The organism is Xanthomonas sp. NCPPB 4037 (genome assembly GCF_041475695.2).
Classification (GTDB): domain Bacteria; phylum Pseudomonadota; class Gammaproteobacteria; order Xanthomonadales; family Xanthomonadaceae; genus Xanthomonas; species Xanthomonas campestris.
Genome location: NZ_CM191261.1, coordinates 353,488 through 372,508 on the forward strand (window position 1 = coordinate 353,488; position 19,021 = coordinate 372,508).

At 65.4% G+C, this 19,021-nt stretch carries 15 protein-coding genes; 8 read left to right on the forward strand and 7 right to left on the reverse strand.

What is annotated here, in order from left to right:
- Positions 1 to 22 precede the first annotated feature (22 nt).
- The 3 genes from ACCQ01_RS01465 (at position 23) to ACCQ01_RS01475 (ending at position 2,380) form a co-directional block, all read left to right on the forward strand.
- The gene (locus ACCQ01_RS01465) at positions 23 to 769 is read left to right on the forward strand and encodes an ABC transporter ATP-binding protein (RefSeq protein WP_228433178.1); all 747 of its coding nucleotides are present in this window, start codon (positions 23 to 25) and stop codon (positions 767 to 769) included.
- Positions 766 to 1,959, forward strand: a complete 1,194-nt coding sequence (locus ACCQ01_RS01470) for an ABC transporter permease (protein WP_115007614.1) — start codon at positions 766 to 768, stop codon at positions 1,957 to 1,959. The genes ACCQ01_RS01465 and ACCQ01_RS01470 overlap by 4 nt, the downstream gene beginning before the upstream one ends.
- A 235-nt stretch (positions 1,960 to 2,194) precedes the next feature.
- The gene (locus tag ACCQ01_RS01475; protein WP_228433177.1) at positions 2,195 to 2,380 is read left to right on the forward strand and encodes a hypothetical protein; all 186 of its coding nucleotides are present in this window, start codon (positions 2,195 to 2,197) and stop codon (positions 2,378 to 2,380) included.
- Between the two features lie 25 nt (positions 2,381 to 2,405).
- On the opposite strand, the gene ACCQ01_RS01480 is transcribed toward ACCQ01_RS01475, so the two are convergent.
- From ACCQ01_RS01480 to ACCQ01_RS01500, 5 genes are all read right to left on the reverse strand, one after another.
- Entirely contained in the window at positions 2,406 to 3,413 is a 1,008-nt protein-coding gene (locus ACCQ01_RS01480) for an energy transducer TonB (protein WP_228433176.1), read from the reverse strand.
- Positions 3,414 to 3,551: 138 nt separating this feature from the next.
- Complete coding sequence (locus tag ACCQ01_RS01485) at positions 3,552 to 5,114, reverse strand: tryptophan halogenase family protein (protein WP_228433175.1); 1,563 nt, start codon at positions 5,112 to 5,114, stop codon at positions 3,552 to 3,554.
- 9 nt (positions 5,115 to 5,123) lie between these two features.
- Positions 5,124 to 6,137, reverse strand: a complete 1,014-nt coding sequence (locus ACCQ01_RS01490) for a cupin-like domain-containing protein (protein ID WP_103702466.1) — start codon at positions 6,135 to 6,137, stop codon at positions 5,124 to 5,126.
- Positions 6,127 to 6,828 (reverse strand): SapC family protein, encoded by a 702-nt coding sequence (locus ACCQ01_RS01495; RefSeq protein WP_228433174.1) that lies wholly within the window; start codon positions 6,826 to 6,828, stop codon positions 6,127 to 6,129. Before ACCQ01_RS01495 ends, ACCQ01_RS01490 begins: the two co-directional genes overlap by 11 nt.
- 173 nt (positions 6,829 to 7,001) lie before the next feature.
- Positions 7,002 to 10,016 carry a TonB-dependent receptor gene (locus ACCQ01_RS01500; protein WP_115577849.1) on the reverse strand — a complete coding sequence of 1,005 codons (3,015 nt, stop codon included), beginning with the start codon at positions 10,014 to 10,016 and terminating at the stop codon, positions 7,002 to 7,004.
- A gap of 251 nt (positions 10,017 to 10,267) precedes the next feature.
- On the opposite strand from ACCQ01_RS01500, the gene ACCQ01_RS01505 reads away from it, so the two are divergent.
- Positions 10,268 to 10,957 (forward strand): glutathione binding-like protein, encoded by a 690-nt coding sequence (locus tag ACCQ01_RS01505; protein WP_103702462.1) that lies wholly within the window; start codon positions 10,268 to 10,270, stop codon positions 10,955 to 10,957.
- Between the two features lie 502 nt (positions 10,958 to 11,459).
- On the forward strand, positions 11,460 to 13,688 hold the full coding sequence (locus ACCQ01_RS01510) for a S9 family peptidase (protein WP_228433173.1): 2,229 nt from the start codon (positions 11,460 to 11,462) through the stop codon (positions 13,686 to 13,688).
- 279 nt (positions 13,689 to 13,967) lie between these two features.
- Here the strand turns inward: ACCQ01_RS01510 and ACCQ01_RS01515 are convergent, their stop codons facing one another.
- Positions 13,968 to 14,339, reverse strand: a complete 372-nt coding sequence (locus ACCQ01_RS01515; RefSeq protein ID WP_225041015.1) for a hypothetical protein — start codon at positions 14,337 to 14,339, stop codon at positions 13,968 to 13,970.
- Between the two features lie 275 nt (positions 14,340 to 14,614).
- On the opposite strand from ACCQ01_RS01515, the gene ACCQ01_RS01520 reads away from it, so the two are divergent.
- The gene (locus tag ACCQ01_RS01520; RefSeq protein ID WP_228433172.1) at positions 14,615 to 16,408 is read left to right on the forward strand and encodes a DUF885 domain-containing protein; all 1,794 of its coding nucleotides are present in this window, start codon (positions 14,615 to 14,617) and stop codon (positions 16,406 to 16,408) included.
- Positions 16,409 to 16,666: 258 nt separating this feature from the next.
- Here the strand turns inward: ACCQ01_RS01520 and ACCQ01_RS01525 are convergent, their stop codons facing one another.
- Complete coding sequence (locus ACCQ01_RS01525; protein WP_054088446.1) at positions 16,667 to 17,137, reverse strand: hypothetical protein; 471 nt, start codon at positions 17,135 to 17,137, stop codon at positions 16,667 to 16,669.
- 200 nt (positions 17,138 to 17,337) lie between these two features.
- Here ACCQ01_RS01525 and ACCQ01_RS01530 point away from each other — a divergent pair, with 200 nt between their 5' ends.
- Together ACCQ01_RS01530 and hemB are read left to right on the forward strand one after the other, a co-directional pair.
- Positions 17,338 to 17,580, forward strand: coding sequence for a hypothetical protein (locus ACCQ01_RS01530; protein ID WP_228433171.1), 243 nt, complete (start codon positions 17,338 to 17,340; stop codon positions 17,578 to 17,580).
- Positions 17,581 to 17,928: 348 nt separating this feature from the next.
- Entirely contained in the window at positions 17,929 to 18,918 is a 990-nt protein-coding gene (hemB, locus tag ACCQ01_RS01535) for a porphobilinogen synthase (RefSeq protein ID WP_228433170.1), read from the forward strand.
- Positions 18,919 to 19,021: the final 103 nt, after the last annotated feature.

A 19,021-nucleotide genomic window follows, 5' to 3' on the forward strand; every position in this document is an offset into this window, starting at 1 on the left:
ACCACGCCACGGAGGCGCACGCATGATCGTCGTCGACAGCTTGCACAAGTCGTTCAAGACCAAGACCGGCCTGGTGAAGGCGGTCAACGGGGTCAGCTTCAACGCCGCCGATGGCCAGATCACCGGCTTGCTCGGCCCCAATGGTGCCGGCAAGACCACCACCTTGCGCATGCTCTACACCTTGATGACGCCCGACCAGGGCAGCGTCCGCGTGGACGGCGTCGATGCCGCGCACGACCCGATCGCGGTACGCCGCGCGCTGGGCGTGTTGCCGGATGCGCGCGGCGTATACAAGCGTTTGAGCGCACGCGAGAACATCGCCTACTTCGGTGAATTGCATGGCATGTCGCGCACGCAGATCGCCGAGCGTACGCGCCTGCTGTCGCATGCACTGGACATGGACGACATCCTGGACCGGCAGACCGAAGGTTTCAGCCAGGGCCAGCGCACCAAGACCGCCATTGCACGCGCGCTGGTGCACGACCCACGCAACGTCATCCTGGACGAACCCACCAACGGGCTGGACGTGATGACCACGCGCGCGATGCGCGGCTTCCTGCAGCAACTGCGTGCCGAAGGGCGCTGCGTGATCTTCTCCAGCCACATCATGCAGGAGGTGGCGGCGCTGTGCGATCGCATCGTCATCATTGCCAAGGGCACCGTGGTGGCCGCCGGCACCGCCGATGAACTGCGCGCGGCTACTGGCGAAGACAACCTGGAAGACGCCTTCGTCAAGGCGATCGGTTCGGACGAGGGACTGCACGCATGAGCAAGATGTCATTTTTCGCCACGTTGGGTACCGTGCTGCGCAAGGAACTGCGCGACATCGGCCGCGACCGCCGCACCCTGGCACTGGCCTTGTTGTTGTCGCCCTTGCTGTATCCGATCCTGATCCTGGGCATGGGCGCGCTCAGCGAAAGCCGCGTGCGCACGCAGATCGACAAGCCGCTGGACATCCCGGTGCTTGGCCGCGAGCACGCGCCCAATCTGGTGCGTTTTCTCGCCGCACAAGGGCTCAACGCAGTGGACGCGCCGGCCGATCTGACCGCCGCCATCCGCGACCAGGACGTGGACGTGGCGCTGCGCATCAGCGCGCACTACGCCGACGACTGGCGTGCCGGGCGGCCGGCGCTGGTGGAGATCATCAAGGACAGCACGCGCCGCGAAGCCGACGTGCCGGCGATGCGCCTGCAGGCCGCGCTCAGCGGCTACAGCCAGCAAGTGGGTGCGTTGCGCCTGCTCGCACGCGGGATCGATGCGCAGGTGGCGCGGCCGCTGGAGATCGCCGCGCAGGACCTGGCCACCGCCGAGGCCAAGCGCGGGCAGATGATGGCGATGCTGTTGCCGGTGCTGCTGGTGATCACCTCGTTCCTGGGCGGCGCGTCGTTGATCCTGGACGCCACCGCCGGCGAACGCGAACGGCAGTCGCTGGAACCGCTGCTGGCTACGCCCGCGCCCCGCAGTGCGATCGTCAGTGGCAAGATCGCCGCAGCCTGCGTGATCGGCATGGTGTCGCTGTTGCTGACGTTGCTTGCCTTCAAGCTCAGCGCGCAGTTGTCCAGCTCCAACCTGGGGCGCCAGCTCAACGTGGGCTTCGTGCCGATCCTGCAGATGCTCTTCATCCTGGTGCCGATGCTGTTCATCGGGACCTCGCTGCTGACCTATCTGGCCGCTGCCGCCAAGAGCATGAAGGAAGCGCAGGCGCACATGACCTGGCTGCTGCTGCTGCCAATGCTGCCCGGTTACGCGCTGATGGCGTATCCGCTGAAGACGCAGTTGTGGCATTTCGCGGTGCCGTTCCTGGCGCAGAACCAGATGTTGCTGAAGGTGATCCGCCACGAGCAGATCAACGCGCAGACCTGGGCGGTGTACCTGCTGGCCGGGTTCGGTCTGGCGGGGGTGCTGTGGTACGCCGCCGTGCGTCGGTATCACCAGGAGCGGCTGGCGATTTCGGGCTGATGTTCCTTCTCCCGTCGGGAGAAGGTGGCGCGCAGCGCCGGATGCGGGTACGGGTTGTTGGTGCGAATGCCTGTTACAGCTGTTGATGTTGAATGATTGAGCGTGGCTGTTGCCGATGCAGTTCGTGATGTCCAATCTGCCGCCGTACCCTCATCCCAACTCCTCTCCCGCAGGAGAGGGGCTTTAATCCTTCTCCCCTCGGGAGAAGGTGCCCGAAGGGCGGATGAGGGTACGGATGGCCAGCCAACAAAAAGCCCGCATCGCTGCGGGTTTTTTGTTGGGCGCCTGGTATTTGCCAGAAGTGCAGTGCATCAATCGTCAGCAACCATCAACCATCAACCATCAACCATCAACCATCAACCATCAGCCATTGGCCATTGGCCATCAACAACGACCAACGTACCAACTCAGCCGCGCGTAGACCCTGCAAGCACCCAACCACTCACTCAGCCGCCCGGGTTGAACGATAGCGTGCGGCGGGTGGTCACCGGCGCGGCCACCGGCTCGAAGCGCCAGCGCTTCACGGCGTTGAGGGCTTCACGGTCGAACACGCGCGGCGGGTTGGCACGCAGCACGCGCGAGGCGGTGATCGAGCCATCGGTGCCCACGGTGATCTCCACCAGCACTTCGCCGGAGGTACCGGCGCGCAGGGCTTCGGGGGGATAACGCGGGGCCGGGGTGCTGATCGGGCGCAGCGACGCGGCCGCCGGAGCGGCAGCTGCAGCGGCCGGCGCCGGGCGTGGTGCGGCGGGCATGGGTGCCGGCTCGGCGGGGCGCTTGGCGGCGGCCTGGCGTTCGGCTTCGGCCGCCTGCTGGCGCGCTGTTTCCTGTTGGGCGGCGATCTGCTGGGCCGCAGCGGCCTCGCGCGATTGCTGCTCGGCCAGGCGCTTCTGCTCGGCGGCCTGCTTGGCCTTGTCTTCAACCAGCTTCTTGGCCTGCTCGGCGTCCTGCTCGGTGCGATTGGCGGCCGTCTTCATGCCGGTTTCCAGGCCGCTCTTCAGACGCGGCAGCGCCGGTGCCTTGGGGTCGACCTTTTCGATCAGCGCGATCAGGCGCTGCGCTTCAGGGAATTCTTCACGGCTGATGCCTTGTTCGGCGGCGATCAGCGTGTACGGCATCAGGTCGGTCAGCGCGCTGTTGACGGTGGCGTCCTGCGGCTGCTTCTCGCGCAGCGCCAGGTAGTACTCCACCGCGTTGTCGCCGGCCGGGGCGTACATGCGGTTGTCCTGCAGCGCCTTGGTGGCCGATTCGCGCAGCTGATCGGCTGCCATCGACTGCACCTGCGGGGAGACCGCGGTGGCTGCCGTAGGTGCCGGCGCGGTGGCCGGTGCCGCTGGCGTGGTGCCCGCGCTGGCGGCAGGTTTTTCTTCCTGCTTGGAGCAGGCGGCCAGGCCAACCAGCAAAATGACCGGCGTGATCCGGCGTGCCATACGGCCCTGTGTCAGATCCAACATGCGTCCCCCTTACCCCGAGTGCGAAAGATAACGTTGCTGCGGTGAGCGCCGGCCCTTGTTCCCGCAAGGGTCGGCAATGCCGCAATCTAGCATTGCTGGGGCGGTCTAAGCCAAGGGTTGCCGAGATGCCCGCGAAATTCAGGCAGCCGGTGCGGCGAGCGGCGTGCCCGGTGCCGGCTGTGGCATGGGCGCGGGCAGTGCCGGGGCCGGGCAATAGCGGCGCAGGAACTCGGAATGCGGCGGCAGGCGGGCCAGGGTGGCCTCCACGCGCTGGCGGATGCCCTCCAGGAACTGGCTCAGCTCGACATCGCCCATCAGGTCGGCCACCGGGTGGTGGTGCCGCGGCACGATGCCCTGGCCCAGCATCACCTGGATCCAGGAATTCTCCGCGAACAACTCATTGCCCTGGTGGAACACGCGCCCGCTCTGGCGGAACAGCTCCATGCGGTGGCGCAGGCTGTCGGGGATCTCCATACCGGCGCAATCGCGCCAGAACGCCGTGTCGCGGCGGTCGGTGGCGTGGTAATGCAGGATCACGAAATCGCGGATATGCGCGATCTCCTCGGCCGCCTGTCGGTTGTATTCGGCGATGTCCACCGGGTCGATGACCTGCGGAAACGTCTGCAGCAGGCGGACGATGCCGCGCTGGATCAGATGGATGTTGGTGGACTCGATCGGCTCCAGAAAGCCGCTGGCCAGGCCCAGCGCCACGCAATTCTTTTCCCACACGCGGTGGCGCTGGTTGGGGGTGAAGCGCAATGCCCGCGGGGTGGTGAGCGCGCGGCCCTGCAGGTTGTGTTCCAGCACCTGCGCGGCGCTGTCCTGGTCCATGTAGCGGCTGGAATACACGATGCCGTTGCCCACCCGGTGCTGCAGTGGAATGCGCCACATCCAGCCGGCGCGATCGGCGCGCGCGCGGGTGAAGGTCACTGGCGCGCCCACCGATTCGGTCTGCACGGCCAGCGCGCTGTCGGCGAACAACCAGCGCGACCAGTCTTCGCTGCCGACGCCCAGCGTCTGGCCGATCAGCAGCGCGCGGAAGCCGGTGCAATCCAGGAACAGGTCGCCCTCGATGCGGGTGCCGTCGTCCAGCACCAGGGCGGCGATGTCGCCGCTATGCGCGTCGGTCTGCACGCTGCCGATGTGGCCTTCGATGCGCTGCACGCCGAAGCCTTCGCTGAAGCGACGCAGGAAGCGCGCGTACAGCCCGGCGTCCAGGTGATAGGCGTAGTTCATGCCGCCGTTGGGCAGATGCGCAAAGCGGCCTTCCTGCGCGGCCCGCAGCTCCAGGCAGTAATCGCCGAAGTCGCGCGCCATGCCGCGTGCGCGCGCCTTCAGCCAGAAGTGCTGAAAGCCCGCGCTCCAGTGATCGGTACCGGTGTGACCAAAGGAATGGATGTAGTGGCGGTCCACATCGCGCCAATGTTCGAACGCGATGCCGACCTTGAAGGTGGCCTGGGTGGCGGCCATGAACTGCGCTTCGTCGATCTCCAGCAATCGGTGGAAGGTCACCAGGCTGGGGATGGTGGCTTCGCCCACGCCCACGGTGCCGATCTCGTCCGATTCCACCAGGGTGATTTGCAACTGCCGGCCGAGCAGCTTGGACAGCGCGGCGGCGGCCATCCAGCCGGCGGTACCGCCACCGGCGATGACCACGCGGCGGACCAGGCGTTGCGACTCGGAGGGGGCAGGGGCGTGCATGGGAAATCCTCAGCGATTCAAGCGTTGCAGCAGGCGCGCGCGCAGTGCGCGGGCGCGGGCGTCGTCCATCGGGGCGAGCACGCCGCGCGCGGCCTCGGGCAGATGTGCGGCGGTGTCGGCATCGGCGTCGAACACATAGTGGCGGAACACTTCCTGCCAGGTGGCGCGTTGTTCGGCCGGCAGGTCGCGGATGGTGAGCAGCGCCAGCATCAGCGCGTTCATTGGCGAATCCATGTAGGCCGGGCTTTGCCGCCACCAGAAATTGACCAGCACGTTGAAGCCGTCCAGTGCCTGGATGTGGTGCCACCACATGCTGGGCATGAACACCGCATCGCCCGGTTCCAGGTCGGCCACCAATGCGTGTTCCAGCGCCTGGGCATAGCGCGGGAAGCGCTCCAGGTCCGGCGCGGTGATATCCACCAGGCTGACCGGTTGGCCGGCCGGGGTCAGATCCAGCGGGCCGATGTAGAGATTGGCCAGCTGCTCCGGTGGAAACAGCGTGAAGCGGCGGCGCCCGGCCACCACGCAGGCGAGGTTGTCGGGCAGGTCCTGGTGGGCGGCAATGCGGGTGCGGTTGCCGATCCAGATGCTGGCCAGCGGCTCGGCCTGCGGCAGGGTGATGGGGTTGTCCGCGCGCAGGCCGGGCAGGTAGGTGTCCAGCGTGGTGGAGCCGACGTAGATCGCCGGCGGCTGCGCAACCTCCAGATCGCGCAGCAAGGTCTCCAGCACCACCGCCAGCGGCACCCGCTCGGGCCGGAAGTTGAAGCCACTCATGTCGGCGTTGTAGAAGAACCGCCCCGCGATCTCCGGTGGCCCGACCTGCGCCACCACCGCCTCGCCGCGGTCGAACCTGCGCAGGTACTGGGCGGCGGCCTGCGCAGACTGCGCGCCGGCGCGGGCCAGCGGCCAGTCGCGCACCAGCCCGCGCAACACCAGTGGCGTGGTCGCGCGCAGCAGTGCCGGATCCAGTTGCTGTGGATCCAGCCCGTGCAGTTCGGCGATGGGGCGCGGCTCAGCCGGCATGGCGGCGGTTCATGCGGTCCAGCAGGTGGCGGAACTGCGCGATCGAGGCCACCGCCATGTACAGCGGTTCCAGATCGCCATGCTTGTGCAGGCTGAGCAGTGCTTCGTCACCCAGCGCGCGCAGGCGCTCTTCGTGCACCGCATACAGGCCGGCGAGCCGGCATTCCACGCCGTTGTCCAGCGTGGCCTCGAACACGAACGGTTCCAGCAGGTCGTGCGCCAGCACGCGGCCCATGAAGTCCCGCGTGGCATGCAGCCCGTCATGCAGCGTACGCAGCACCTGGCTGATGTGCTCCAGAAACTCGGTGGTGCCACCGTGCTCGCGGAACAGCGGCTCGCCTTCGGCGGTGCTGATGCGCGGGCTGTCCAGGTCCACATGCACCATCGGCCCGTCGGGCTGCTGGCCGATCAAGAACGGTTGGCGCTGGATCGCCAGTGGCACATATGGCGCATCCCAGCGCGCGCCGTCCAGGAACAGGTTTTCGCCCATGCGCAGGCCCAGCAGGGCCAGCGGCTGGAACTGCCCGTCGGCATCGCGATGGAACACGATTGGGTATTGCGCCTGAAGCTGGCGGAATTCCAGCGGAAAAGTGGCGGCCGACATCACGTTGTCGCCATAGGCGGCGCCGTGTGTGGTGATCACACGCAGGTCGCGGTGATCGAGATTGTTCAACAGCACGGGATCGGTCATGGGGAATGGCACAGCACGCGGGGCGCGTGGCCCATGCTTCAACGAATCGCCGTGCGACGGCAAGCCCCATGGCGCAACGCCGCAGGGCCGGCCGCAACGGCCATGTACGTTTCCCGACAGCCAGGCTGCCGGGAGACGCGTTGGATCAACACAGCAATCGCATCAGAACCGCATCACCAGAACTTGTAGCGCACGCCCAGCATGTAGCGCGGGCCGGTCTGGGTGGCATAGACGATCTGGTTCGACTGCCTGCCGTGCTGGCGCTGCACCTCGTCGGTGAGGTTGATCGCCTCCAGGCTCAGCGACAGGTTCTCGGTCCACTGGTAGCCGATGCTCAGATCCAGCTGACCATAGGCTTCGGTATAGACCGGGTTGGGCTGGCCGCTACCATCGAAGCGCGCGGCCAGGAACTCGTCGCGCCAGTTGTAGGCCGCACGCACCTGCCACTTGTCCCGGTCGTAGAAGCCCACCACGTTGGCCGAATCGCTCAGCCCTTCCAGCGCGAACTGCTCGCCGATCACATAGTTGTCGTAGGTCAGGCCCGAGTCGACCATGGTGTAGTTGGCCGAGACGCCGAACCCGCTGTCTCCGAACATGTGCTGCAGGTTGAATTCCCAACCGTCCAGCGACGCCGAGCGCTGGTTGGCCGGCGCGGTGATGGCGAAGTTGGCCACGGGGTCGCCGGGCTGGCCGCTGATCACGCCAGTGGCGTTGCCGTTGGCATCGTCGGCCCCGCGCACCACGCCGGGCGCGCCGCCGCGGTTGCGGAAGATGTAGTTGCGGATACAGGTCAGGTCGGCCGAGGCGCAGCCGTTGCCGAGCGCTTCGTTCCAGTACGCGCCGCCGACCGGGGTGTTCAGGCCCAGCGAGGCATCGTTACGCGTGGTCACACCGATGTAGTTGTCGATGTTCTTGCGGAAGAAGCCCACCGAGGCGTAGCTGGCATCGCTGTAGTACCACTCCAGCGAGAAATCGATGTTGTGCGAGAGCAGCGGCTTCAGGCCGGGATTACCTTCCTGGCCGGTGCCGCCTTCCAGACGTGCGATCTGGTTGAGCGTCTGCCCGCCCTGGATATCGCCCCAGCCAGGCCGGCCGATGGTTTCGCCATAGCTGGCGCGCAGCACCAGGTCGTCGGTGAGCTTGAAGCTCAGGTCCAGGCTGGGCAGCCAGTATTCGTACTTGCCGCTGCCGCTGGCGAATGCCGAGTCGGCCAGGCGAATCGGCAATTCGTTGTTGGCGACCCAATCGATGCCCACTGCCACCGGCACCAGTGCCTGTGCGTCCACCTTGGTTTCTTCGTAACGCACACCGGCGGCCAAGCTGATCGGCACGCGCAGATCGTCCCAGCTGTTGTTCCACTGCAGGTAGGCGTTCTTGGATTTTTCGGTCACGCGGCGGTCGGTGGTGAACACCGGCGAGATGCGGTACAGCGCGTCATCGCCCGCCGCTTGCGCGGCGGCCTGACGTGCGCGTTCGAAGTCGAACAGGAACAACTGGTTGAACTGCGCCGGGTTGCCGCTGCCGTCGATCGCATCGAAATACTGCGCAAACGAACTGGGAATCCACAGATCGTCCGGGTAGTCGGCCGCGGTGCCGTTGCCGCCCCAGGTATCGCGCTGCACGTTGGAGAACGCCGAGCGGTTCTTGACTTCGGTGCTGCCGATACCGAACTTCAACTGCGAATAATTTTCGAAGGTGAAGTCGCCGTTGACCTGCGCCTGGTCGATCTCTGACTTCATGTAGCTATTGCGGAATGCCGAGCCGGTGACCAGCGTGCGCGAGGGGTCCAGCCCGTTCAGGCCAAAGCCCAACTGCTGCTGCAACACCGGGAAATCCTTGCTGAAATCCACCACCGAGGTGCCGCGGTAAAAGCCGGACACGCCCAGCGAATTGCTAGAACCGTACGGGCTGTCCGCACCGGCTTCGGCCGTGGAGCGGTGGATATCGAAGTTGAGCTTGAACTGATCGTTCACCGCCCAGTCCACGTTGAAGCCCAGCGACTTGTTCTGGTTGCGCGTGGCCGCGTTGGAGCCGGCGGTGGCCAGATCGCTGGTGGCCGGATTGACGATTTCAGAATAGGTCACCGGGCCGGCGACCGGACCATTGGTCCAGGCGCTGGCCGAAGGCCCATAGTTGAACCACACCGACATTTCATTACGCTGCTGCTGGATCTTGTTTTCCGAGTACGTGTAATCCAGCGTGGTGGTGATGTTGTCCAGTGGCTTGTACTGCAGCACCAGCTGACCGTTGGTGCGTTGGCGTTCGACGCCGACCACGCGGTAGTTGAGGTTCTGCGGCACCGAGTAGATGTCGTTCGGGCCGGGGCGGTTGGTGATGTTCTCCGAGCCCGGCGCACCCGGCTGCGGGATGGTGCCGTAGGCGGTGGAATCGCCACGGAATGAGCGCCAGCCGTTGGGCACGCCGACCTGGCTGTAGCCGAAGTCGCGCTCCTGGTAGCTGCCGCTTAGCGACACGCCAAAGCGTCCATCAGCCGAGGTGTTGCTGAAGATGCCGGAGATTTCCGGCGTCAGCGCATCGCCCTGCAGGCGGCCGGGCAGGTTCTCGTTGGACGCATCGTGCACGCCCTTCAGCCCCACATTGGCATGCATGCCCGGGTTGTCCAGCGGCCGGGCGGTCTTGATGTTGATGGTGGCGCCAATGCCGCCGGTGGGCGTGCTGGCGCGGCTGGTCTTGAACACTTCGATGCCTGAGATCGACTCGGACGCCAGGTTGGCGAAGTCGAACGCACGCGAGTTGGACGCATTGGATTCTTCGATGCTGGCGCCGGGCATCTGCCGGCCGTTCAACAGCACCAGGTTGAAGTCCGGGCCGACGCCACGCACGGTGACGCGCGAGCCTTCGCCCAGCGAGCGGTCGATCGACACACCGCTGATGCGCTGCAGCGACTCGGCCAGGTTGGTGTCGGGAAACTTGCCGATGTCCTCGGCCACGATGCCATCGACGATGCCCTGCGCATCGCGCTTGACGTTCATCGACGAGGTGAGACTGCCGCGGATACCGCTGACCTGCACGGTATCGAGCGTGGCGGGGTCGGCCTGGCTGGAGCCGGGGACGGTCGAGGCCGACTGCGGCGCCGGCGCGGTTTGCGCGGCCAGCGGTGCGGACAGTGCAAACAGCAAGGCAGACGTCAGGCGTCGCGTACGCGGCAAGGTGCGTGGCTCTCTCACGGTGTTTCTTCCCCAAATGAACAAAACGCCGGTCCGAGCTGGACAGGCAAGGTTAATTAAGCAGTCGTGCATTTGTTAGCGCGGCTCTTAACAAGTCAACTTGCACTGCAGCATCGGCCGCGAGCCAATCGCGTCACACATCGTTCCAGCCGGCGCGACATTGGGCACCGTTGCCTCGCTGCGCTTGGCCGTACCATCGGAAGCTGCTGGCGCGCCGCCGCGTGCATCTTCCTTCCGAACTGGAGCATCTAATGATCGACCTGTACTACTGGCCCACCCCCAATGGCCACAAGGTCACCTTGTTTCTGGAAGAGGCCGGGCTGGAGTACACGCTCAAGCCGGTGAATATCGGCAAAGGCGCCCAGTTCGAGCCCGCCTTCCTGCAGATTTCGCCCAACAACAAGATGCCGGCCATCGTGGACCACGCACCGGCCGGCGGTGGCGCGCCCCTGAGCGTGTTCGAGTCCGGCGCGATCCTGCTGTACCTGGCCGAGAAAACCGGGCGCTTTCTGCCGCGCGACGCACGCGGCCGCATCGCGGCGCTGGAATGGCTGTTCTGGCAGATGGGCGGGCTGGGCCCGATGAGCGGCCAGATGGGCCATTTCACTGTCTATGCGCCGGAAAAGATTCCCTACGCTATCGAACGCTACAACGCCGAGGTGCGCCGGCTGCATGGCGTGCTCGACAAGCGCCTGGCCGAGCACGCGTTCCTGGCCGGCCCGGAATACGGCATCGCCGACATGGCCAGCTACCCGTGGATCGAAGTGTATGGCGACCTCAAGCCGGACTACGCCGCGTTCCCTCATGTGAAGCGCTGGCACGACGCCATCGCCGCACGCCCGGCCACCCAGCGCGCGTACGCGTTGAAGGACAAGGTCAACCCGGATGCCGGCAAGCCGCTGAGCGAGGAAGAGCGCAAGCACCTGTTCGGCAAGCGCTGAGGCGAAGCGGCAGGAGCGGTCGCGCAAGAGGCCATACGGTGAGAGCGGCGACTGTTGCAACTGCGCAGCAAGAATCAGCGCAAAACCGCATCAGCAAGCAACAAAGACAAGCAGCAAGCAGCAAGCAGCAAGCAGCATCAGGGGTTGGCAGCGGCACGCGCATACATCAACCGCGCACGACACAAACCCAGCAGCTTGAACCCCTCTCCCCCCGGGAGAGGGGTTGGGGTGAGGGTACGCAAGTGGCGCCAGATCCACCGCTCCCGCAACGTGCGCCGCATGAAATGCGCGCCCCGCATCCGCAGCGCGCCAACTGCAACCACCAGCCCACAGGCACCCCTGCTCGCCGGAAAGCAGCGCAACCACAACACCCCAGCACCACGCTGCAGCGCACGCGCACCGCCGCATACACCGCCCCTCATCGCACACACGCACCACCACCGCGCTTCTCAAATACCCCACGCGCCCGCATCCTGTGTGCTGTCTCCAGACAGGATCTTCAATGCGCGCCCTGTTCGCCGCCCTTGCCCTCATGCTCAGCACCGTCGCCACCGCCCACGCCGAAAAGCTCACCCTGGAGGCCATCACCGGCCCGTTGCCGTTGTCTGGCCCGACGCTGATGAAGCCCAAGGTTGCGCCCGATGGGTCGCGGGTGACCTTCCTGCGCGGCAAGGACAGCGACCGTAACCAGTTGGACCTGTGGGAATACGACATCGCCAGTGGCCAGACCCGGCTGCTGGTGGATTCCAAGGTGGTGCTGCCCGGCACCGAGACCCTGAGCGATGCTGAAAAGGCCCGCCGCGAGCGTCAGCGCATCGCGGCCTTTGCCGGCATTGTCGATTACCAATGGGCACCTGATGCGCACGCGCTGCTGTTCCCGCTGGGCGGCGAGCTGTATCTGTACGACCTGCGCAAGACCGGCAGCGCTGCGGTGCGCCAACTCACGCATGGCGAAGGCTTCGCCACCGATGCCAAGCTCTCGCCCAAGGGCGGCTTTGTCAGTTTCGTGCTGGCGCGCAATCTGTGGGTGATCGATCTTGCCAGCGGCAAACAGCTGCAACTGACCCGCGATGGCAGCGACACCATTGGCAATGGCGTGGCCGAATTCGTCGCCGACGAAGAAATGGATCGCCACACCGGGTATTGGTGGGCACCGGACGATTCGGCGATCGCCTTCGCGCGCATCGATGAATCCGCCGTGCCCATCCAGAAGCGCCCGGAGGTCTACGCCGACCACACCGAAGTGATCGACCAGCGCTATCCGCAGGCCGGCCAACCGAATGTCGCCGTGCAGCTGGGCGTGATCGCCCCGCGCGCGTCAGCGAAACCACAGTGGATCGACCTCGGCAAGCAAGCGGACATCTACCTGGCGCGGGTGGACTGGCGCGATGCGCAGCGGCTGACCTTTCAGCGCCAGTCACGCGACCAGAAAACCCTGCAGCTGATCGAAGCCACGCTGGCCAGCGGCAAGCAGCGTGTGCTGATCACCGAGACCTCGCCGACCTGGGTGCCGCTCACCAACGATCTGCGCTTTCTCAAGGACGGCCGCTTTCTCTGGAACTCCGAACGCAGCGGCTACGAGCATCTGTATGTTGCCTCCGAAGACGGCACCACGCTCACGCCGCTGACCTCCGGCGCCTGGGTGGTGGATGCACTGCTGGCGGTCGATGAGCAGGCTGGCCTGGTGTACTTCGCCGGCAGCAAGGACTCGCCGACGCAAACCCACATCTACGCGGTGCCACTGGGCGGCGGCGCCATAAAAAAACGCTCGGCATCCAACGGCACGCATGCGGCCAGCTTCGCCAACAACGCCAGCGTGTATGTGGATACGTGGTCCAACACCACCACCCCGCCGCAGATCGAACTGTTTCGCGCCAATGGCGAAAAGATCGCCACCTTGTTGCAGAACGATGTGGCCGACCCGCAGCATCCCTATGCCAAATACCGCCAGGCGCAGCGCCCGGTGGAATTCGGCACGCTCACTGCCGCCGATGGCAGCACGCCGTTGCACTACCGGCTGATCAAGCCGGCCGATTTCGACCCGTCAAAACGCTATCCGGTCGTGGTGTATGTCTACGGCGGCCCGGCCGCGCAGACCGTGGTCGATGCCTGGCCCGGTCGTAGCGATGCACTGTTCGATCAATACCTGGCGCAGCGTGGCTACGTGGTGTTTTCACTCGACAACCGCGGCACCCCGCGGCGTGGCCGCGCGTTTGGTGGCGCGCTGTACGGCAAGCAGGGCACGGTGGAAGTGGACGACCAGTTGCAGGGCGTGGCGTGGCTCAAGACGCAACGCTGGGTGGACGCGGCGCGCATCGGCGTGCAGGGCTGGTCCAACGGCGGTTACATGACCTTGATGCTGCTGGCCAAGCACAGCGAGGCGTATGCCTGCGGGGTGGCGGGCGCACCGGTCACCGATTGGGGCCTGTACGACACCCATTACACCGAGCGCTACATGGACCTGCCTGCCGGCAACCCGGCCGGTTATCGCGAGGCACGCATCGCCACCCACCTGGATGGCCTGCGCGCCAAGCTGCTGCTGATCCACGGCATGGCCGACGACAATGTGCTGTTCACCAACTCCACCGCGCTGATGAGCGGGTTGCAACAACGCGGCGCCCCATTCGAACTGATGACCTATCCCGGCGCCAAGCATGGGTTGTCGGGCAAGACCGCATTGCATCGCTACAAGACGGCAGAAGCGTTCCTGGCGCGTTGCCTGCAGCCCTGAGCAGCTCAGCACGCTGCGCGTTATAAAGCGAGTACGCGCTACAGTGCGAACGAGAGGTTGGACGCCAGATATTTGCGCAGCGAAGTCAGGTCTAGCAGCTGAGGTGGGCCTGCATGCACGCACTTACGCATGTCAGCGTTCGAAACAGACAACGCCACAAGCGCACAGGTTCGCAGGCTTTAGTGACGATCAATCCTTCACCTGGCGCAGCATTGCTGATTCACACAGGCAATTGCTGCGCCAGGGTAGGCAAGCGCGGCACCACTTAGATGGTGGTGCTCAGTGGTCGAAAGGGACATTCTCCGGTTTTTCTTTGCCTTTCCACTGGCCTTGTTTTTTTGCCTCCGGGCAGATGCTCATGTACTGGCCGACGGCAGTCACTGCAGTCTGCGTCCACACCTGAAAACAGACGTTACCGACACAGCAGGGCCCCGTGCTTGTTGGCCACGGGCAGTAGCCAGGAACAGCGACCCACGTGCCTGAAATTGGATCGATCGGCGTCCAATTTTTATCTTCGTCCTTGCATCCCTGCGTGCAAAACACGAAAGGATCGTTCTTACGGCACACGAGCTCTTGGTAGACACTTTGTCCCGCTGCGCTAGCTACCTGAGTGAACAGCAGAAGTGCAAACATCCCTATCCAGCGTTTCATGACAATTCCTTAAAAGTGCTGAGGCTTGAAGTGTACGGGCTACATATGGTAAGGCAAAGCTCGCTTGTGTGCAGCTGCGTCCTGGCATGAGAGGTTCTCATGCCAGCTCTCGGGGTTACTGAGCACAAAAGGAAGAACGTTACCCGTCCGATGTTGCAGGCTTGGGCGGCATTAGAGCTGGGGGGCAGCGAGCCTTACAGTGCTGGCGGCACAGAGCTCTTGTAGGGGCTTGTTGCCCAGGGTAGGGTCGGCTCATCCTTAAAATGAATCATCCAATGAAGCCACTTCTACTTGCGATTTCCCTCGTGCTGGCAGTGCCGACATATGCTGCGGCAAAAGACAGGCCGCAAACACCCGCAGCCCAACCCGCCACTCCGGCATGGGTCAAGACCAGCAACGGCTACGCGCAACTCCTGCTGACCGCCCAGGCACCGTTTCAGCCGGAATACGCCAGCTTTTTCGGTGTGCCCGGCTATGACGATCAGGTGGTCGACCTGGGCCCGAACAACGCAAAGCGCTACCGTGAGGCGATGGCCACCGCGCGCACCGCGCTGCAGGCCAAGCTGGCCAGCGAGCGCGATCCCAACGTGCGCCAGGACCTGCAGATCATGATCGGTGCGGCGACCGACAACATCGAAGGCAGCGAGCTCAACGAGCGCTACCTGCTGCCATGGAACGATGCGCCGCAGCTGGTCTTCAGTGGCCTCAACGGATTGTTGTCCGACCAGACCGCGCCGGATCGCCGCGCCAAGGCGCTCGACCGTCTCAAGCGCTACGTGGGCCTGGTCCCGGGCACCACCCCCACCACCACGCTGGCGCGCCAGCGCTACGAGGAACAGCTGGGCAACAAGACCTTGCTGCAGCCGACCGAGCGCGAGGTTGAGCAGGCTTTGGCGAACGTGGACACCTACGTGGCCGGCATCGGCGAGCTATTCGCCAAGTACAAGATCGCCGGTGCCGACGAGGCGCTCAAGGCCATGTCCACCCAGCTCAAGGACTACGCCAGCTGGACCCGCAGCACTGTGTTGCCAAAGGCGCGCAAGGACACCCGCCTGCCCGAGCCGCTGTATGCCTACCAGCTCAAGCAGGTGGGTATCGATATCGCGCCGCAGCAGCTGATCCAGCGCGCGCAGCTGGAGTTCATGGAAACCCGCTCGGCGATGCGCCAGCTGGCGCCGCTGGTGGCCAAGGCCAAAGGCGTGCAGGGCGAGGACTACGTGCAGGTGATCCGCGCGCTCAAGCGCAACACCATTGCCGATGACCAGCTGGAAACCCACTACCGCGGCGTGATCGACCAGATCGACCCGATCATCCGCCAGCAGCGCATCGTCGATGTGCCCAAGCGTCCGATGCAGATGCGCCTGGGCAGTGCTGCCGAAAGCGCCGCGCAGCCCGCGCCGCACTTCCTGCCCGCACCGCTGATCGGCAACACCGGCCAGCAGGGCCAGTTCGTGCTGCCGCTGGGCAACCCCAGCGCGGAGGGTGGCAAGAAGGAACAGTACGACGACTTCAACTTCGGCTCGGCCGCCTGGACGCTCAGCGCCCACGAAGGCCGCCCGGGGCACGAACTGCAGTTCACCGCGATGGTGGAGCGCGGCGTGTCGCTGGCGCGCAGCATGTTCGCCTTCAACTCGGTCAACGTCGAAGGCTGGGCGCTGTACGCCGAAGCCGAGATGGTGCCGTACGAACCGCTCGACGGGCAGCTGATCGCCCTGCAGTTCCGCCTGCTCCGCGCGGCCCGCGCCATGCTCGACCCGATGCTCAACCTGGGCCTGATCGACCGCGAACGCGCCCGCCAGGTGCTCGAAGACGACGTCGGCCTGTCGGCCGCCATGACCCGCCAGGAACTGGACCGCTACACCGTGCGCGCCCCCGGACAGGCCGGCAGCTACTTCTACGGCTACACCCGCATCCTGGAACTGCGTATGCGCACCGAACTGGCCCTGGGCAAGAAGTTCGACCGCCTGGCCTTCAACAACTTCCTGCTCGACCAGGGCCTGCTACCGCCGGACCAGCTGGCCCAGGCGGTGGAAAAGCAGTTCATTCCAGCGCAGCAGTCCAAGCGTTGATCAGCGTGTAGCCGGTCGTCAGGAGGGACGTGATGCCTGCAGCCTGCAGGCATCACGTCTGCACCGCAGGCCTTCGTCCAGCTGAGTGTGGCGCTGCGCCCTGGTCTGGCGTACCACGTAAAAACTAAGAGCGGCTGCTACAAACGTAGCGAGCCGCCAGCAACGCTACGAACCACGCGCGAGCACCGCATCGCTGCACCGTCCATCGTTTCCGCGCATTACTGCAAGCGGCTGTTGCGCTTCGACAGCCGCCGAATGTCAGCGCACGGGCGGCGCTGACTGCGGTGCGTCACGTTGCTCGGCCCCGGCCGGCACCCAGATCGCCATACCCGCCGCGCGCTTCTGGGTAGTGGGAATGCCGATGCCCAGGCCGCCGCCGACGCGGCCGCCGTAGCTGCCGCCGCCCACCGACAGCCCGCCGCCGGAGCGCTCGGAGCCCACGCCTACGATCACCACGCCGTTGGCGCCGAGCTTGGCGGCTTCGCGCTTGAGGCGTAGCACCGCAGCGTCGGTCTGACCTTGGGTGCCGAAGCCGGCGGCGCTGGTGGATTCGAGCTGGGCGATCTCGACCGAGCCCACTGGCGCGTTGGAGTAAACCTGCACCTGCGCCGGGTCGATCGGCGCGCGTGGCTGGCCCAGCATCACCTTGGAACTACTTGCACAGCCGGCCAGCAAGGCCGCTGCGGCGGCACCGATGGCCACCTGCCTGATGCGTGACTGCATGTTCATACCTGGCCCCCCGTGGGTAATGGCAGTGATCATCCGGCGCCTGGACTGAATCGCGCCGGACTTTGCGCACACCCTAGGCCGGCCGATGTGAGCCCGCCGCCAAGCCGCCATTGGTCACGGTGACCACCCGCCCACGGCGCGCTGGCACCGGCACCGCTAAGCTGGGGCCTTCTGAGGCACGTGTGAGGTGATGTGTGGGATTGATCAGCCTGCTGTGGGGCATTGTGGCGTTGCTGTGGATGGTCCTGGCCTTCATTCCGCTGCTGGGCTGGGGCAACTGGTTTCTGATCCCGTTCGCGGCCTTTGGTGCGCTGATCGCGGCCATCGTCTTGTTGTTCACCTCGGCCGGCAACCGTGGCCGGGCCAAGACCGGCCTGTTGCTCAACGGCCTGGTGATCGTGGTGGGCGTCATCCGCCTGAGCCTGGGCGGTGGGGTGATCTAAGCGTTGCAGCGCTGCGACACAGCGTCGCAGCGCATTCCGCCGCTGCTGGCGGGCGTAGACTTGTGCGCTGTCCATCGCCTGCCACCGCTGGCCTGCCACCGTGTTGCAGGCGACTTCGATGCTCTTCGCCCGTTCGTTCCATGCACCAGTCTGTCTGTCAGCACGTTCGCGTCTCTCGCGGCGACTGTTGTGGTTAGGCAGCGGGGTCAGTGCGCAGTTTTCAGGCGCCGCATTGCCAGCGGTTGCGTGCGCGGAGCGTCCGTGCAGGCAGGCCGGCCTTGGAGCGACGCACGACAGTGCCGTGCCGATGGCCCGCCCCACTCTTTTCTTCGACTTCAGGAGCCCGTGATGGCCCACCCCCACTACCGTCCGCGTCGTATGCGCCACGATGCGTTTTCGCGCCGGTTGATGCGCGAGAACACGTTGACCACCGACGATCTGATCTGGCCAGTGTTCGTGCATGAGTTGCCAGGGCGCGCGCCGATTGCCTCGATGCCTGGCGTCGAACGTCTGTCGCTGGACGAGTTGCTGCGCGAGGCGGAAAACGCGCTGGAACTGGGCATCCCGGTGATCGATCTGTTCCCGGTGATCGACCCCGCCGGCAAGAGCCTGGACGCTGCCGAAGCCTGGAATCCGGATGGGCTGGCGCAGCGCGCGGTGCGGGCGTTGAAAGCGCGCTTTCCCGAGCTGGGCATCATGACCGACGTGGCGCTGGATCCGTACACCACGCACGGCCAGGACGGCATCATCGACGCCAAGGGCTATGTGCTCAACGAGATCACCGTCGAAGCGCTGGTGAAGCAATCGCTGTCGCATGCGCAGGCGGGCGTGGACATCATTTCGCCCTCGGACATGATGGACGGGCGCATCGGTGCGATCCGCCGCGCGCTGGATGCCGAGGACCATCTCAACGTGCGCATCATGGCGTATTCGGCCAAGTACGCCTCCGCGTTCTACGGCCCGTTCCGCGATGCGGTGGGCAGCGCCGGCAATCTCGGCAAGGCCGACAAGACCACCTATCAGATGGACCCGGCCAACAGCGACGAGGCCATGCGCGAGATCGCGCTGGACCTGGAAGAGGGCGCGGACATGGTGATGGTCAAGCCGGGCATGCCGTATCTGGATGTGGTGCGGCGGGTCAAGGAAGAGTTCCGCGTGCCGACCTTCGCCTACCAGGTCAGCGGCGAGTACGCGATGTTGAAGGCCGCCAGCGCCAATGGCTGGCTGGACGAACGCAAGTGCGTGCTGGAAGCGCTGATGGCGTTCAAGCGCGCCGGTGCCGATGGCGTGCTGACCTACTTCGCGCCGCAAGTGGCGCGCTGGCTGCGCGAGGGCTAAGCGCAGCAGCAAGCCCGCGAACAGGCGCCTGCGGGCGCCTTTTTTTATGTGTGTGGTGAGCGGTTGAATACGGTGCGCGGCGCTCCCGCGTCTGCGCAACTGC

What these genes read in the sequence shown, in the direction of transcription:
- ACCQ01_RS01465 (WP_228433178.1), top strand. Translation starts at nt 23, where the DNA reads ATGATCGTCGTCGACAGCTTGCACAAGTCGTTCAAGACCAAGACCGGC.
- ACCQ01_RS01470 (WP_115007614.1), top strand. Translation starts at nt 766, where the DNA reads ATGAGCAAGATGTCATTTTTCGCCACGTTGGGTACCGTGCTGCGCAAG.
- ACCQ01_RS01475 (WP_228433177.1), top strand. Translation starts at nt 2,195, where the DNA reads ATGGCCAGCCAACAAAAAGCCCGCATCGCTGCGGGTTTTTTGTTGGGC.
- ACCQ01_RS01480 (WP_228433176.1), bottom strand. Translation starts at nt 3,413, where the DNA reads ATGTTGGATCTGACACAGGGCCGTATGGCACGCCGGATCACGCCGGTC.
- ACCQ01_RS01485 (WP_228433175.1), bottom strand. Translation starts at nt 5,114, where the DNA reads ATGCACGCCCCTGCCCCCTCCGAGTCGCAACGCCTGGTCCGCCGCGTG.
- ACCQ01_RS01490 (WP_103702466.1), bottom strand. Translation starts at nt 6,137, where the DNA reads ATGCCGGCTGAGCCGCGCCCCATCGCCGAACTGCACGGGCTGGATCCA.
- ACCQ01_RS01495 (WP_228433174.1), bottom strand. Translation starts at nt 6,828, where the DNA reads ATGACCGATCCCGTGCTGTTGAACAATCTCGATCACCGCGACCTGCGT.
- ACCQ01_RS01505 (WP_103702462.1), top strand. Translation starts at nt 10,268, where the DNA reads ATGATCGACCTGTACTACTGGCCCACCCCCAATGGCCACAAGGTCACC.
- ACCQ01_RS01510 (WP_228433173.1), top strand. Translation starts at nt 11,460, where the DNA reads ATGCGCGCCCTGTTCGCCGCCCTTGCCCTCATGCTCAGCACCGTCGCC.
- ACCQ01_RS01515 (WP_225041015.1), bottom strand. Translation starts at nt 14,339, where the DNA reads ATGAAACGCTGGATAGGGATGTTTGCACTTCTGCTGTTCACTCAGGTA.
- ACCQ01_RS01520 (WP_228433172.1), top strand. Translation starts at nt 14,615, where the DNA reads ATGAAGCCACTTCTACTTGCGATTTCCCTCGTGCTGGCAGTGCCGACA.
- ACCQ01_RS01525 (WP_054088446.1), bottom strand. Translation starts at nt 17,137, where the DNA reads ATGAACATGCAGTCACGCATCAGGCAGGTGGCCATCGGTGCCGCCGCA.
- hemB (WP_228433170.1), top strand. Translation starts at nt 17,929, where the DNA reads ATGGCCCACCCCCACTACCGTCCGCGTCGTATGCGCCACGATGCGTTT.